The organism is Flavobacterium zhoui (assembly GCF_042787235.1).
Classification (GTDB): Bacteria; Bacteroidota; Bacteroidia; order Flavobacteriales; family Flavobacteriaceae; genus Flavobacterium; species Flavobacterium zhoui.
Genome location: NZ_JBHZPY010000006.1, coordinates 115,448 through 130,426, shown reverse-complemented (window position 1 = coordinate 130,426; position 14,979 = coordinate 115,448). Strand labels below are relative to the sequence as shown.

The window sequence follows — 14,979 nt, the reverse complement described above, 5'->3', positions numbered from 1 at the left end:
TATTCATTTTTATGATAAACTCAAATTTTTCTTAAAATTAGTATGTACGCATAGTATATTGCAACATTTTAACACATAAACAGAGATTAGTATAAAAATCATATTGTCGTAAATGTGTTAAAATGTTGGTGTAACGTTAACAATAATGAATTATTTTTAACGTTTTTTTATTAATATTAAAAATAATTGTACTTTGGCAGCATAAATCAAAAAATTTAACCAAATGAGAGTGTATTTACTTTTTTTGTCATTGTTTTTTTGCAGCTTAACGTTTGCTCAAAATACAATTTCGGGTGTTGTTACTGACAGTAACAATCAGCCTATTCCTGGAGCCAATATTAAAATTGTTGGTGAAACCTCCGCTACTGTTACAGGGATGGATGGTTCATTTACTTTGCAATCTTCAAAAAAACCACCTTACGTGATCAATGTTAGTAGCGTGGGGTTTGGAGCACAAAAAGTAACGATTTCATCGAATAATCAAAAAGTAGCAGTTAAACTTGCTGACGAAGAAACAAAATTGAATGAGATAGTCGTTTCTGCTTCAAGAACTCCAGAAAGAGTGTTGGAATCTCCCGTTACAATTGAAAGAATGGGTATTGCTGACATAAAAAAATCGGCGTCTGCGACTTTCTATGATGGTTTGGAAAATATGAAAGAAGTTCAAATGAACACAAGTAGTTTGTCTTTTAAATCAATAAACACGCGTGGTTTCGCAACAGTAGCCAATACACGTTTTATGCAATTGGTAGATGGAATGGATAATTCATCGCCATTGTTGAATTTTGTATTAGGAAATATGATTGGTGTTTCTGAAATTGATGTTCAAAGTGTAGAGTTATTGCCAGGAGCTTCTTCTGCTCTATATGGTGCAAATGCTTTTAACGGTATTTTATTTATGAATAGTAAAAGCCCATTTACAAGTCAAGGAATTACTGCTTATGCAAAATTTGGACAGACAAGTCAAGAAGCTGCTGGGACAAATGACTATATTGACTATGGCGTAAGAATGGCGCATGCTTTCAGTTCAAAATTAGCAGGGAAAGTAAACTTTACTTACATGCGTGGAACGGATTGGTATGCAACAAACTATGATGACAAGACTCGTTCAGGTATTGATAGAAGTAATGTAAATTATGATGGAATAAATGTTTATGGTGACGAGGTTTCCACAAATATAAAGGGAGTTGGGCAGTCGTTAGCCTCTTTAGGTTTGATTTCTCAAGCTGCCGTAAACTTACTTCCAAATTATAATGTAAGCAGAACTGGATACAATGAAATCGATTTAACAAATAACAAGGCTAGTAATACTAAAATCGACTTTTCACTTCATTACAGACCTTTTGGGAATGAAAAGTTAGAGGTTATTTGGCAAAGTAAATTTGGTTTTGGAAATGCTGTATACCAAGGAGCCAATAGATATTACTTGAATGACTTTTTTATGCAACAGCATAAATTAGAATTCAAAGGGAAAAACTTTTTCGTAAGAGGGTATACAACTAATGAGGATGGTGGAAAATCATATGATATGCTTTTTACAGGTATTAATGTAAATAGAAAATGGAAAGATGACAAGACATGGTTTGGTCAATATGCTGGAGCCTACATTCAATCTACATTAGGAGGAATGACACCTGAAAATGCACACATAGTTGCAAGAAATACGGCTGATACAGGAAGATTTCTTCCAGGTACACCAGAATTTAAAGCTGCTTTTAATAGTGTTATTGCTGATCCAAGTGTGCTTTCGGGTTCGAAATTGGTTGATAATTCAAGAATATACCACTCTGATGCTAATTATAATTTTAAAGACATTGTAAAATTTGCAGAAATTCAGGTTGGAGGATCTTTTAGATTGTATGAGTTGAATTCTCATGGCCGAATTTATACAGATGCAAACGGACCAATTAATTATACTGACTATGGTTTTTATACTCAGTTAACAAAAAAATTAATGGACGATAGATTGAAATTTACAGGATCTGTTCGTTATGATAAATCAAAAAATTTCGATGGAAATGTTTCTCCAAGAGTATCTCTTGTGTATTCAGCAGGGGAAAGAAAGAATCACAACTTTAGAGCTTCTTTTCAAACAGGTTTTAGAAACCCATCAACCCAAGATCAATACATCGGGTTTAATGTAGGAAGTGCTTTGCTTCTTGGTTCAGCTCCTGACAACCTAACAAGATATAGCGAAGTTTGGCCTGTTTCAACTGCAGTTGGTCAAGCTTTAGCCGGAGGAACAACGGTTGTTTTAACTGGTTTAAATGCTTACAATAATTCGTATACCGCTTCCTCAGTAGCTGCTTTTAGTGCTCTAGCGGCTAGTAATCCTATTGCGGCTTCTGCATTATTAAGAAAAACAAACGTAAATTATGTAAAACCTGAACAAGTTAAAGCATTTGAGTTGGGATATAGATCATTCATAGAAGACGTTTCGGTTGATATCAATGGGTATTATAATATTTATAACGATTTTATTGGAAATTTAAATGTTGTAGCACCTTTATATGGTACTACGCAAGATTCTCCAAATCCTCTTGCGGGTCCAACGAATCCGGGTGCTCAAACGTTACATGCACTTCAAAATGGTAATTTCAGAGTGTATCAATTGTATACTAATACTAATGTAGAAATTAAATCTCTTGGATTTGGTCTTGGACTTTCTAAAAAAGTATATAAAGACTTTGAATTTGGAGTTAATTATAATTTTGCTGAATTTAAATTTGACCAAGCTAAAGATCCAAGTTTTGAAGCAGGTTTTAACACGCCAAAACATAAGTTGAAAGCTTCATTTGGAAACGAAAAGTTATTTGAAAATTTTGGATTTAACGTAAGTGGAAGATGGAATAGCGAATATTTATGGCAATCTACAATGGTAGATGGTATGATTAGCGCGGCTACGGTGGTTGATGCTCAAATCAATTATAACATACCAAAATTAAAATCAACACTTAAATTAGGAGCTTCTAATATTGGAGGGAAAGAATACAGTCAAGTATTAGGCGCTGGATTAATTGGGCATCAATATTTTGCTTCTTGGACGATTAATCCTTAATTAAATCAATAATTTTTAAAAAATACAACCATGATAAAAAATTTCAAATGGCTACTATTGGTTTCGTTAACCTTTATAGCATGTAATAACGACGATGAAAATTCGACACCTGTTGAAGTTCCGGTAACATCAGGTAGTGCAAGTTTTACAAAATATGTTGCCTTGGGAGATTCATTCGCTGCAGGATATAGTGATGGGGCTCTTTTCAAAAAAGGACAAGAAGGTTCTTATGTGAATATTTTAGCTCAACAATTTGTCACTGCTGGTGGAGGCGATTTTAAAACGCCTTTCACATCGGATAATTTGGGAGGATTGTTATTAGGAGGAAATGTAATTGCTGGTACTCGTTTGTACTTTAAATTAAGTACATCTTCTCCGACTCCGGTTCCAGGTGTTCCAACAACTGAGGTGACTTCAAAAATTACAGGACCTTTTAATAATTTAGGAGTTCCCGGAGCAAAAAGTTATCATCTTATTGCTCCTGGTTATGGAAATGTTGCTGGAGTAGCTACAGGTGCTGCAAATCCTTATTTTGCAAGATTTGCAACTGCATCGGGAACAACAGTTTTGGCAGATGCTTTAGTTCAGGCTCCCACTTTCTTTTCTTTGTGGATAGGAGGGAATGATGTTTTGGGTTATGCTACTTCTGGAGGTATTGGTGTAAACCAAACAGGTAATTTAAATCCAGCTACTTATGGCGGAAATGACATAACAGATCCTAATGTTTTTGCAAGTGTTTATTCAGGATTAGTCAATGGTTTAACAGCAAATGGAGCAAAAGGAGTGGTGGCTAATCTTCCTTATGTAAGTACGCTTCCATATTTCACGACCGTTCCTTATAATCCTTTGACTGCTAAAGTTCTTGGTGGTGGTAGTGAAGCGGTAGGACAGGCTACTATAGGTGCGTTAAATGCACAATTGTATGGGCCATTAAAACAAGCGTTAACGGCGTTTGGAGCAGGAACTAGAATTAACCTTCTTTCTACAACGGCTGCTAATCCAATGTTGATTAAGGATGAGTCTTTAACAAATTTATCTGCTCAATTAACGGCAGCTTTTACTCCGAGTTTGGGAGCGGCAACAGCAGCTTTTTACGGAACTGTTTTTGGGCAGGCTCGACAAGCTACTGCTACGGATTTAGTGCTTTTGCCAACTCAATCTGCAATAGGAGCAGCTCCTACCGCAAGTGATTCTGGTATTGGAATGGCACCGCCTTCTCCTTTAAATAAATTCGGAATTACGTATCCATTACAAGATAAGCACGTATTAATACCAACGGAAATTGCGGAAGTTAAAGTTGCTACAGATGCTTATAATGTTACTATAAAAGCAATTGCAGATGCTAAAGGTCTGGCTTTTGTTGATACTAAAGCTATTATGACTCAATTGTCAACTGGAGGTGTTGTTAGTAATAGTTTCACACTCACTTCAGCTTATGTGACCGGTGGAGCGTTTTCGCTTGATGGTGTTCATCCAGGGCCGAGAGGTTACGCATTAATAACAAATGCATTTATGGCTGCAATTAATGCTAAATACTCTTCAACTTTAAAACCGGTTGATTTGAGTCTTTATCCAATATTGTATCCTGCAGTTATTCAATAAAATTGTTTTTAATTTTTGATAAAGAAACCACCCATTTTGTAATGAGGTGGTTTCTTGTTTTAAGTGGGATAAAAGGTTTTTGTTTGTTTTAGATCCGTTTTTAAATAATACTTTAATTTTTTCATGTTTTTTATAGAAAAAGGTATTGATTTTTTATTTTAAAAAATTATCTTTGCGCACTGAAAAAAGTGTCTAATCGATAAGTTTCGATTGGTTCTGTTTCATAAACCTAAATAGCTATTTAATAAATACATAAGTAATGTCTAAAGTAATAGGAAAAGTTGCCCAGATCATTGGCCCAGTAGTTGACGTTGTTTTCAACGGTAAGGATGTTGAACTTCCAAAAATTTATGATTCATTAGAAATCACAAAAAAAGATGGTACTTTATTAGTACTTGAAGTGCAATCTCACATTGGTGAAAACACAGTTCGTACCATTTCGATGGACTCAACAGATGGTTTGAGTAGAGGTTATGAAGTAGTTGGAACAGGAAATCCTATCCAAATGCCAATCGGTGCCGATGTTTACGGTCGTTTGTTCAACGTAATTGGAGATGCCATTGATGGTTTAGGAAACTTGCCAAAAACAGGTGAAAACGGAATGTCTATTCACAGACAAGCACCTAAATTTGAAGATTTATCTACTTCTTCTGAAGTTTTATTCACGGGTATTAAAGTAATTGATTTAATTGAGCCTTACTCAAAAGGGGGTAAAATTGGATTGTTCGGTGGTGCTGGAGTTGGTAAAACAGTATTGATCCAGGAGTTGATCAACAATATCGCAAAAGGTCACGGTGGACTTTCAGTATTCGCAGGAGTAGGAGAAAGAACACGTGAAGGAAATGACTTACTTCGTGAGATGTTAGAGTCAGGAATTATAAAATACGGTGATGAATTCATGCACTCTATGGAAAATGGAGGATGGGATTTATCTAAAGTTGATATGCCAGGAATGAGAGAGTCTAAAGCTACTTTCGTTTTCGGTCAAATGAATGAGCCTCCAGGAGCTCGTGCTCGTGTAGCACTTTCTGGATTGTCGATTGCGGAATATTTCCGTGATGGAGCAGGTACTGATCAAGGGAAAGACGTTTTGTTTTTCGTTGATAATATCTTCCGTTTTACACAAGCAGGTTCTGAGGTTTCGGCACTTTTAGGTCGTATGCCATCTGCGGTAGGTTACCAACCAACATTGGCTACTGAAATGGGAGCGATGCAAGAGCGTATTACATCTACAAACAAGGGCTCTATTACATCTGTACAAGCGGTTTACGTTCCTGCGGATGATTTAACTGACCCGGCTCCGGCTACAACTTTTGCTCACCTTGATGCTACTACTGTATTGTCTCGTAAAATTGCTGAGTTAGGTATTTATCCTGCAGTTGATCCATTGGATTCAACTTCAAGAATCCTTACACCGCAAATTTTAGGTGATGAGCATTATGACTGTGCACAAAGAGTGAAAGAAATTTTGCAAAAATACAAACAATTACAAGATATTATTGCGATTCTTGGTATGGAAGAATTATCTGAAGAAGATAAATTAGCCGTTTCAAGAGCGCGTCGTGTTCAACGTTTCTTATCTCAACCTTTCCACGTTGCGGAGCAATTTACAGGGTTAAAAGGGGTGTTAGTTGATATCAAAGATACTATTAAAGGATTTAATATGATTATTGACGGTGAATTAGATCACTTGCCAGAATCCGCTTTTAACCTTAAAGGTACTATTGAAGAAGCCATCGAAGCTGGAGAAAAAATGTTAGCGGAAGCATAAATTAGTGTTCAGTGTTCAGTCTCAGTATTTAGTACTGTGACTGTAAACTGAGACTGTAAACTAAAAAATATGTTATTAGAAATAGTATCACCAGAAGCAAAATTATTTTCAGGAGAAGTAACTTCGGTTACATTGCCAGGAATTGACGGAAGTTTTCAAATATTGAATCATCACGCTCCTATTGTTTCTATATTAGGAAAAGGAGTTATTAAAATTGCAGCTTCAAGCTTCCATTTTACCAAGGATGTAGTAAGTAAGTTTACTAAAATAGATGATCAAAATTACACGCTTGCTATTGTTTCAGGAACAATCGAAATGAAAGACAATAAAGTTATTATTTTAGCAGACTAAAATAATTTCTATTTATAAAATGAAAGCCCTGCAATTTGCAGGGCTTTTTTTATTTCCAATCCCAAAGCATAATATTCCAATTGATGCCCTCTTCTTCATAACTGTCTATTTTTTTGAAACCAATGGATTCGTGTGCATTCATAGAGCGTTGATTTATTGCTGCAACTTCTGTAATCAAATAATCAAACTCATGTTGAAGTTGCGTTCTGTAAAAATCATATAATCCGCGAAATATTCCTTGTTTTCTATAGTTTTTATCTACACAAACTTGGCCCATTATAACATACGATTTATTGGGTGATAACACTGAGTCTATTCTTTCAAACATTGGAATGAGAACTTCAATTTCATTTCTAAAATTAGAGAGCATCACCAATGCAAAACCCACAACTTTTTTCCCTTCCTTTGCAATAATATGCGCGCAAGCGGTATTCATTTGATCTAATAACGCTACGGTATGTTGTACTGTTACAAATCCCTCTTGTAGTTTTTCCTCAGAACTTATATTTTGAGAACTATTTAGTAATTGAAGTTCTCTAATTTGTTGCAGTTCGTCTAGGGTTGATGCTCTTTTATAAAGTATAGGTTTCATTTTATTTTAAGGATCACGGTTTAATTAATAGCGCTTTGCTATCTCTGTAGTCCTAATATTAGGAAATCTTTAATTATACTAAATGGATTTAGATTTTATTCTTCACTTAATCTCAAATTCATTTCTATATAATATTTTTCATTGTATTTTCCGGAAACTACAAGTGCTCCTGAAATTAAAACTAGATTTTTTATAATGTATTGTCCAATTAAAGTTGGACAAAATGGAAAGGAGTTAAAACAAATTGTTTTTAAAATAAAAATGGGAAAAAGTGTAACTGTCATGTGAAGTAATAACAACAGAATTGTATAAGGAATGAATTTTTTTATCAGTAGACCAAGTCCAATAAGTACTTCACAGATTCCAAGAATTGGGATGAATATTTCTGGTCGAAACCAATAAACGGTTTGCTCCACCAATTCACCTGCGGGACTGATCCCAAAAATCTTTAAAGCTCCAAACCAAACGTAAACTATTGCCAGTGAAATTCGCATCACATTGATACTATGCTTTTCCATTTTTTTGCTAAATCTAAAATAAAGAAGGTTGAATGTTGGTCTCATAATAGAATGTTTGAATATGTTAGTTGTATCGCTTGGTGTCTTGCAAGATTAGAAAAAGAAGTTATTGTATTGTGAAATTCAACTGCTAAAAGATAAAAAGCCTAACAGATTTCCAACGTCTGTTAGGCTGTAGTTGATAAACTGAAATATTAAAACAAACCATTAAAACAAAGTATCAACTTAATTATTTGTATTATTCTGCGCCATCAACAGCGGCTCTTGCAATGGCAAAACCACCTACTTTTTCGCCTAATTCAAGTCCTTTTTCGCAGTCACTTCTATAATGAATACAGCCAAACATTCGAGAATCGGATGCTTCTTTTGCCATATTTATAAAACTTTTTGCTTTTGCAGGAATAATATGCGATAAAACTGCACAGGCAGCGCCGCTAAATGTAGAGTGTCCAGACACATAGGAAGGAAAATTAGGGGTTCCTGTCAATGTTTTTATAGAAGGGTCCATTTGGGATGGTCGTGGGTTAAAGTAAGTGTATTTTGCGTCCCAACAGCTAATGGCAGCGTCCATCATGGCAATATTCAATAGTGCCATATTTCTAGCCCAACGCACTTCACTATAATCTTGTTCTACAAATGATTCAGCTGCAATAGCATTCCAGTGTCCAGGTGGTGTGTAAGTTCCTACACCGTCAGCCCAAAAAGTAACAATTTCCATGTTTTTTCTAGTTGCATTTTTTTCATAGCTTTTTACTTCAGCCAGTTCTTTGGCAAATTGTTCTGATTTTGTAGATGGTGGTGGTACTGGGCGGTTGGCTACAACCATTTCAGGAGTCATCAAGAACGACTTAACTTTACCAAATAACGGCAACATTGGTGGTCTTACCGGTAAATCCAAAGACTTCCAAGGTGTTTCGCCGGCAGCCGCCGTTTGTGTTTCCAATTGAGTCCAAAGAGCCTGGTTTCCAATAGCAGCTCCAGCACCATCAGTACTAGCTCGTGCAATAAATTTGGCTGCAATTTTTCTTCCTAAAATGATCCCAGCTTCTACGTCACTTCTAACGTTAGCACCGCTAATGATGCGATAGAGTTTTTGTTCTTCCGCTTTTCCGTCTATGTAAGCGATTTCAGTTGGGAATAATAATTTTAATAATTCAACTGTAACGCCAGATAATGCACCATCTTCAGACGGGTAGGAAGGCATTGGACTTTTTGGAATTAAAACTTGTAAAGTGGCATCCACGGTAAAAGGTGCTGCTCTGTTGTATAATTTTTTATAATACCAAGTGGCAACCATAGCATCATATTGCGCTGCACTGACATAGGCGTACGCTCTGGCTGCATAAGGCGGATTTGAAAATGGAAATTGTGGATTTGCAAACGGATTCGCTGCCGAAGGTGCTGGGTAAGTCCCGTCTTCGTTTTGATAAGGAGGACGGTTGTGCCTAGCCACTAATGTTCGCATGATTTCATTCCAGCGCAAAACACCACCAGCACTCCAGTATTTTATTATTCTTTTTTGATCTTCCGATATGTTTACCTGGTAACTTTTTATTTCATTAATTTCTCTTGTGAATGCCGGCGTATTTGTTGCAATGGGAATATCTAGTACGAATTCGTTTGGAGTCGTCAATAAAAATGTTTTCCAAGTGCCAGCCAAATCGTCAGTATTTGTTGGGTTCAAGGCATGAAATTGCTCGTTTCGTTCTACAATATCATCACTACAAGAATACGTACAGGCAAGAAATAAAGTAAGAAGAGTGGAAGAGGCTATTTTTTGTATTTTAGTTTTCATCTTGTTCGCTTGTTTTTTTAATATTAATCACATAAAATAAACCACCATAAAAGGTGTCAGATTTTCCAACGTTTCTTCCTTGAACTACATAGTTAAAGCCGCCTACAAGAGATAATTGAGGTATTTTTTTTAATGTATATTTAGAATTAACACCATATTTTAAGGCGTTCATCGTATTGCTCGGAAATGGCATGTTGTTTTTTGTAATGTCAAATCCTCCTGATTGCGTTACCCAATTGTCTATAACGAATTCTGCGATCAATCTACTAGATCGAAAACCCGCTCTAAAATTTACTGAAATAGCATCAGGCATATCGACTTCATTTGTATAATGAATTTCGTCAGTGAGATAGGCGTTTCTATCGATGGTTATGTTGGCTCTTTTTACATACGCTCCAGATAAGGTTGAGAAGAAGTTCCCAAGCTGAAAATCCCCCATCAATCGTAAAGCTGCTGTTTTACTTTGTAGGCCAATGCTTAACGGTAAATAATCAGCGGAGTAATTGGATATAGGGGTCGAAAAACTTCCCAAGACATAGAAGGAATACGTAGCCTTTCCAATTGTTTTTTCTATGGGCATATATTTTATCGTTAATGATAAATCCTGCAGGCCTTTTTGCCCTCCCATGGTACCAGCAGAAGCCTTTGTTTCTACATAAGGCACGCTAAAAAGAATATTTAATTTATCGGTAATACCGTAGTTTCCCATTATCCCAACGGATTTGGTCGATACTGTTCCCAGGTTTAAGTTCTCTCTTTTGAAGGTTCCTTCCCAATACTCATTCCAACTGCTGTATTGGTAAACCGCCCCAAAGCAAAAATTATTTTTGCTCATCATAATACCATCAATCTCTGTTTGCGCATTTATAAATAAAGGTGCCAACAGTAGGCAACCCAAGTAAAAGTTTTTCATTTAATAAACTGGTTTAATTATAGAATGTAAGAAGTGATCTTTAACTATTGTTTTTTTATTTAATGCTTCATAGTCACTTTCATTTTTTTATTTAAATTGAAGCGATAAGAATAGCCTACATTAATTGAATAATCTGCAAATGCTGCGTCACCTTGGACGTGTACGTATTTTGTCGGATCTGTAATTACAGAATTTTGTAAATCTTGACTAGCGATATCTGCTGCACTTTGAATTCGGTTTTTAACAACATTGTAAGGAATGTATAAACTCAAGCCATGATTTCCTATTCTATATGAAAAACCATATTCAACAGCAATTACATAGCCAGGGCGACGATAAGCTACTTGACCTCCAAAGGCATCGTAAGCAGGAATTCCTTCAAATCTTCCAGCTAGGGATACGGTGAAGTTTTCTTTTTTGTCCACGGCAGCCATAAATCCTGCGCGACCAAAATATTGATCAGGACTAGCATAAATTTCATATCCTTCCAATCCTGCTTTTGGTGCTGATTTAAAGGTGCCGTTTGACTCTCTTGGGTTAAACAAATAATATCCATTGGCAAAACCATAAAGTCGTCCTGTTAGTTGTCGGAATGCTTGAAGTTCTACTGAATAACCTACTCCTCCATCACCAGGTTGAATAGCCTGATCCATTACAACACTTTTGGTAGTTCCGTCGGCTTGCGGCGCATCATCTCTTTTGTCATGACTTCCTGTATTGAGTTTTACTCCTAAACCTACCATAAGGTTGCCTTTTTTCGCTGTTTTAGGATCAAAGACCCAGTAGTTAAGACTCAAGCGAGCGTCAGCAATACCTTGCGCGTCAACACTATATCGGAAAGTGTTTTTTACTGGCGTTGTTTGCTTTAATACTTGGGAACGCTCGTTGTTTACATAAGGTAATGTTGCATTCAACTGAATACGGTCAGTTAATCCGTAAGAAATATTTAAGTCTACTGCATGTGAATAGATATTAACGGCATTACCACGTTCTTTTCCGTTTTCATCAAAACCACCACCCGTAGTTTGACGTTGTGGTTGCTCTTCTTTTCCTACAAAGTGTCTCCATGAATGAAAATAACGATAATTTGCACCTACTTGGAATTCTCCTTGGTCTAAATTATAAGAGTTGGAAGAATTCATGTTTTGACCTCCCATTTGGCGAACCGCTACACAGCCTTGAGCAGAGATGTTTTCTGAATGAATGGAGATGAAAAGAATTGCAATAAAAGTAAAGGACGAAGATATAAAGGATAAAGTTTTCAAAGTTTGGTTTGTTTAGTAATTAAATCGCATTGTAATAGATAGGAATAGCAACTTTGTCCATTAATGGAAATATGGGTATTCAAAAAAAATAAAAAGGTTTTTTGGTTCTTATTGTTAAGAAAACAAGATGATTTAATGGCTTTCGCCAAAATTTAATCTTGGGTTTACAAGGTAAATAGATGATTCAAAGATATTTTTGAAATCTAAATTTTTATGCAAATTGATTGAAGTCGTAATTTTAGAAAAGGAAACTGCACTGTCCTTTTAAAAATATAAAAATTGACTTCCTTCACCTCCACTAAAATGTGGGTCAGGCGCACAAAAAATGTGTTTTAAAAAGTTAATTTCAATAAGTTTTTTAGAATAATAGTTCGTCTTGACTGATAAATAATTACAAATAATCCTGAATTTGCATATACCTCATGGATGCGAATGATTTCGCTTAAACAATAAGAGATGTTAAGCTACGTCAGGCGGCGTGTACGACAAGGAAAGGTATCCGGAATCTAACTCTTTATTTGGGGTAATGATTGGTTCACGAGAATTCAAACCAGTTTTTGCCGAAAAATCAATACAAATTGTATTGTTTGGTATGTAATCCGGAAGAGAAGTTTTGAGAATTTTTTTTGCAGGTGATTCTTTTGAAGGGGTACTGTTGAATAATTGATTATCAACAATTTCGTTTAAATCTTTACCGATTACATCTCCATAAGAATTACGTAAGTAGTATAAACTGATTATGTTGTTTTGAATTCTTTTTTTGAAAATATGGAAGCTTTTGTTTTTAATTATTACATTTTCATTTACATATTCAAAATCAGTGTCTTCAATAAATGAATAAACAGAAGCATTTAATCGTATTACTTGAAACTCAGAACTTGGAATTTTTTCCATACTAGACACCCATGTTTGCTCTTTTTGGTAGGCAAACATCGTATAGTATCCTAAGACATTGTAAAACAATGTTGCTAGTAAGAAAAGTGATGCAATTCGTTTCATATTTGCCGAAAGTAGAAAACTATTTAATAACGAAACAGCGAAAATTAAAAAAATTAATGTTTTTTAACATAAATTTAACATAACATAAAATCGAAACCGTTTTCGTAAAAATTTATCAATTTTATTTTGATTCCTATTTATTCAAACGTTAATTATTAAAGAATTGCATTTTAATCAAAATATTGTACGTTTTTTCAACATTATAAGGATGCGAAATAAGAATGTATTTTCATAAAGTGACAAACACTAATGATTCAAATTTATAAACCAAAAAAGATGCTTATTTTTGCACTATATGAGACAGTTTCCAGAAAATCTATCCGCCAGACTTGCAATCAGAAAGCAGAATAATGCATTAAGACAATTACCTTCTTGTGGTAAAACAATTGATTTTGCTTCTAATGATTACCTCAGATTGTCAAAATCTGAAACTGTTTTTCATAAAACGCATCAGTATTTAGTGGATAATGATAGCCTTCAAAACGGAGCGACAGGTTCCAGATTATTATCCGGAAATCATAAACTGTATCCAGAAACCGAAAACTTCATAGCACAGTTTCATAAATCGCAATCGGCTTTGATTTTTAATTCAGGTTATGATGCTAATGTTGGTTTTTTTAGTTCGCTTCCGCAAAAAGGGGATTTGATTTTATATGATGAATTGTGTCATGCTTCTATTCGGGACGGAATTCAATTGTCGAATGCTAAAGCTTATAAATTTAATCATAATGATTTTGAGGATTTAGAACGATTAATTCTTCGAAATCAAAATGCAGTCATTTATATCGTTACGGAATCCGTTTTTTCAATGGACGGCGATACACCTAATCTTGTGGAATTAGTACAAGTATCGGCGAAATATAACTGCTATTTAGTTATTGATGAAGCGCATGCTTTGGGCGTTTTTGGTTCAAAAGGGGAAGGATTGGTGCAAATGCTGAATTTGCAAGATCAGATTTTTGCTCGAATTATGACTTTCGGGAAAGGTTTGGGATGTCATGGCGCCACTATTTTAGGATCTCAGGAATTGAGGGATTATTTAGTAAATTTTTCGCGAAGTTTTATTTATACTACGGGACTTTCGCCACATTCAGTTGCTACGATTTTAATGTGTTATCACTATTTAGAAAAAGAAAAACAAAATATAGAATTGCTTCGAGGAAATATCATTCATTTCAACCAAGAGAAGAGTGTATTAGGATTAAAACAATTATTTGTTCGAAGCAAATCAGCCATTCAATCGGCTATTATACCGGGAAACGAAAGTGTAAAATCCATAGCAAATCAATTACAGGAAAAAGGTTTCGATGTCAAAGCCATACTGTCGCCTACCGTTCCCGAAGGTCAAGAACGTCTGCGTTTTTGTTTGCACAGTTATAATTCACAAGAAGAAATCTCCGAAGTATTGCGATTGTTAAGTACTTTTGTGTTTTAGTTCAAAAGAACCTGTCAGGGTTCAAAACTCTGACGGGATAAAATTATAATAAATGAAACTATTTATCACTGGAATATCTACCGATGTCGGTAAGACCATTGCTTCGGCAATTATAACAGAGGCTCTAGAAGCCGATTATTGGAAACCCATTCAAGCGGGAGATTTAGAAAACTCCGATAGCCAAAAGGTCAAATCATTTTTGTCTAATAAAAAGACAATGATTCATCCTAATAGTTATGCTTTGAATACTCCGGCAAGTCCACATTTTGCTGCTGAGCTGGACAAAATTACGATTAATTTAAATAAAATCATTGAACCCAAAACAGAAAATCATTTGGTTGTAGAGGGTGCAGGAGGTGTTTTTGTTCCTTTAAATGCAAATGATTGCGTTATAGATTTGATTCAGCCCGATTATAAAGTGATATTGGTTTCCCGTCATTATTTGGGAAGTATCAATCATACTTTATTGACCATTGAAGCTTTACAAAACAGAAAAATAGCAATTGCTGGAATTGTTTTTTCTGGCGATGAAAACAAAGCGACTGAAGAAATAATCGGGAGTAAAACTGGAGTAAAATGCATTGGAAGAATAGAGCAGGAACCGTATTTTGACCAAAATATAATAAAAGAATATGCTGATTCGTTCCGAGAAAATTTATTGGAGTTGTAACTTCTAATTT

At 35.2% G+C, this 14,979-nt stretch carries 12 protein-coding genes; 6 read left to right on the top strand and 6 right to left on the bottom strand.

From position 1 onward, the window contains the following. Positions 1-223: 223 nt before the first annotated feature. The 4 genes from ACFX5F_RS08875 (at position 224) to ACFX5F_RS08860 (ending at position 6,782) form a co-directional block, all read left to right on the top strand. Positions 224-3,058, top strand: a complete 2,835-nt coding sequence (locus ACFX5F_RS08875) for a TonB-dependent receptor (protein WP_379851706.1) — start codon at positions 224-226, stop codon at positions 3,056-3,058. A 30-nt stretch (positions 3,059-3,088) separates the two neighbouring features. Beyond that, a complete protein-coding gene (locus tag ACFX5F_RS08870; protein WP_379851705.1) occupies positions 3,089-4,660 on the top strand; it encodes a G-D-S-L family lipolytic protein in 1,572 nt (523 codons plus the stop codon). Between the two features lie 259 nt (positions 4,661-4,919). Then, positions 4,920-6,431 (top strand): F0F1 ATP synthase subunit beta, encoded by a 1,512-nt coding sequence (gene atpD / locus ACFX5F_RS08865; protein ID WP_073204939.1) that lies wholly within the window; start codon positions 4,920-4,922, stop codon positions 6,429-6,431. Positions 6,432-6,500: 69 nt separating this feature from the next. Then, a complete protein-coding gene (locus ACFX5F_RS08860; protein WP_379851704.1) occupies positions 6,501-6,782 on the top strand; it encodes a FoF1 ATP synthase subunit delta/epsilon in 282 nt (93 codons plus the stop codon). Positions 6,783-6,831: 49 nt separating this feature from the next. Here the strand turns inward: ACFX5F_RS08860 and ACFX5F_RS08855 are convergent, their stop codons facing one another. The 6 genes from ACFX5F_RS08855 to ACFX5F_RS08830 form a co-directional block, all read right to left on the bottom strand. Continuing rightward, complete coding sequence (locus ACFX5F_RS08855) at positions 6,832-7,374, bottom strand: GNAT family N-acetyltransferase (protein WP_379851703.1); 543 nt, start codon at positions 7,372-7,374, stop codon at positions 6,832-6,834. A 95-nt stretch (positions 7,375-7,469) separates the two neighbouring features. Further along, complete coding sequence (locus tag ACFX5F_RS08850; RefSeq protein WP_379851702.1) at positions 7,470-7,892, bottom strand: DoxX family membrane protein; 423 nt, start codon at positions 7,890-7,892, stop codon at positions 7,470-7,472. Between the two features lie 238 nt (positions 7,893-8,130). Then, on the bottom strand, positions 8,131-9,687 hold the full coding sequence (locus tag ACFX5F_RS08845; protein WP_379851701.1) for a vanadium-dependent haloperoxidase: 1,557 nt from the start codon (positions 9,685-9,687) through the stop codon (positions 8,131-8,133). Continuing rightward, positions 9,677-10,600 (bottom strand): hypothetical protein, encoded by a 924-nt coding sequence (locus tag ACFX5F_RS08840; protein ID WP_379851700.1) that lies wholly within the window; start codon positions 10,598-10,600, stop codon positions 9,677-9,679. Before ACFX5F_RS08840 ends, ACFX5F_RS08845 begins: the two co-directional genes overlap by 11 nt. Before the next feature lie 59 nt (positions 10,601-10,659). Continuing rightward, a complete protein-coding gene (locus ACFX5F_RS08835) occupies positions 10,660-11,865 on the bottom strand; it encodes a hypothetical protein (protein WP_379851699.1) in 1,206 nt (401 codons plus the stop codon). A 459-nt stretch (positions 11,866-12,324) separates the two neighbouring features. Continuing rightward, complete coding sequence (locus ACFX5F_RS08830) at positions 12,325-12,864, bottom strand: hypothetical protein (RefSeq protein ID WP_379851698.1); 540 nt, start codon at positions 12,862-12,864, stop codon at positions 12,325-12,327. 295 nt (positions 12,865-13,159) lie between these two features. Here ACFX5F_RS08830 and ACFX5F_RS08825 point away from each other — a divergent pair, with 295 nt between their 5' ends. Continuing rightward, positions 13,160-14,299: an aminotransferase class I/II-fold pyridoxal phosphate-dependent enzyme gene (locus ACFX5F_RS08825; protein ID WP_379851697.1), complete on the top strand. Its 1,140-nt coding sequence runs from the start codon at positions 13,160-13,162 to the stop codon at positions 14,297-14,299. Positions 14,300-14,351: 52 nt separating this feature from the next. Next, complete coding sequence (gene bioD / locus ACFX5F_RS08820) at positions 14,352-14,969, top strand: dethiobiotin synthase (protein ID WP_379851696.1); 618 nt, start codon at positions 14,352-14,354, stop codon at positions 14,967-14,969. Positions 14,970-14,979: the final 10 nt, after the last annotated feature.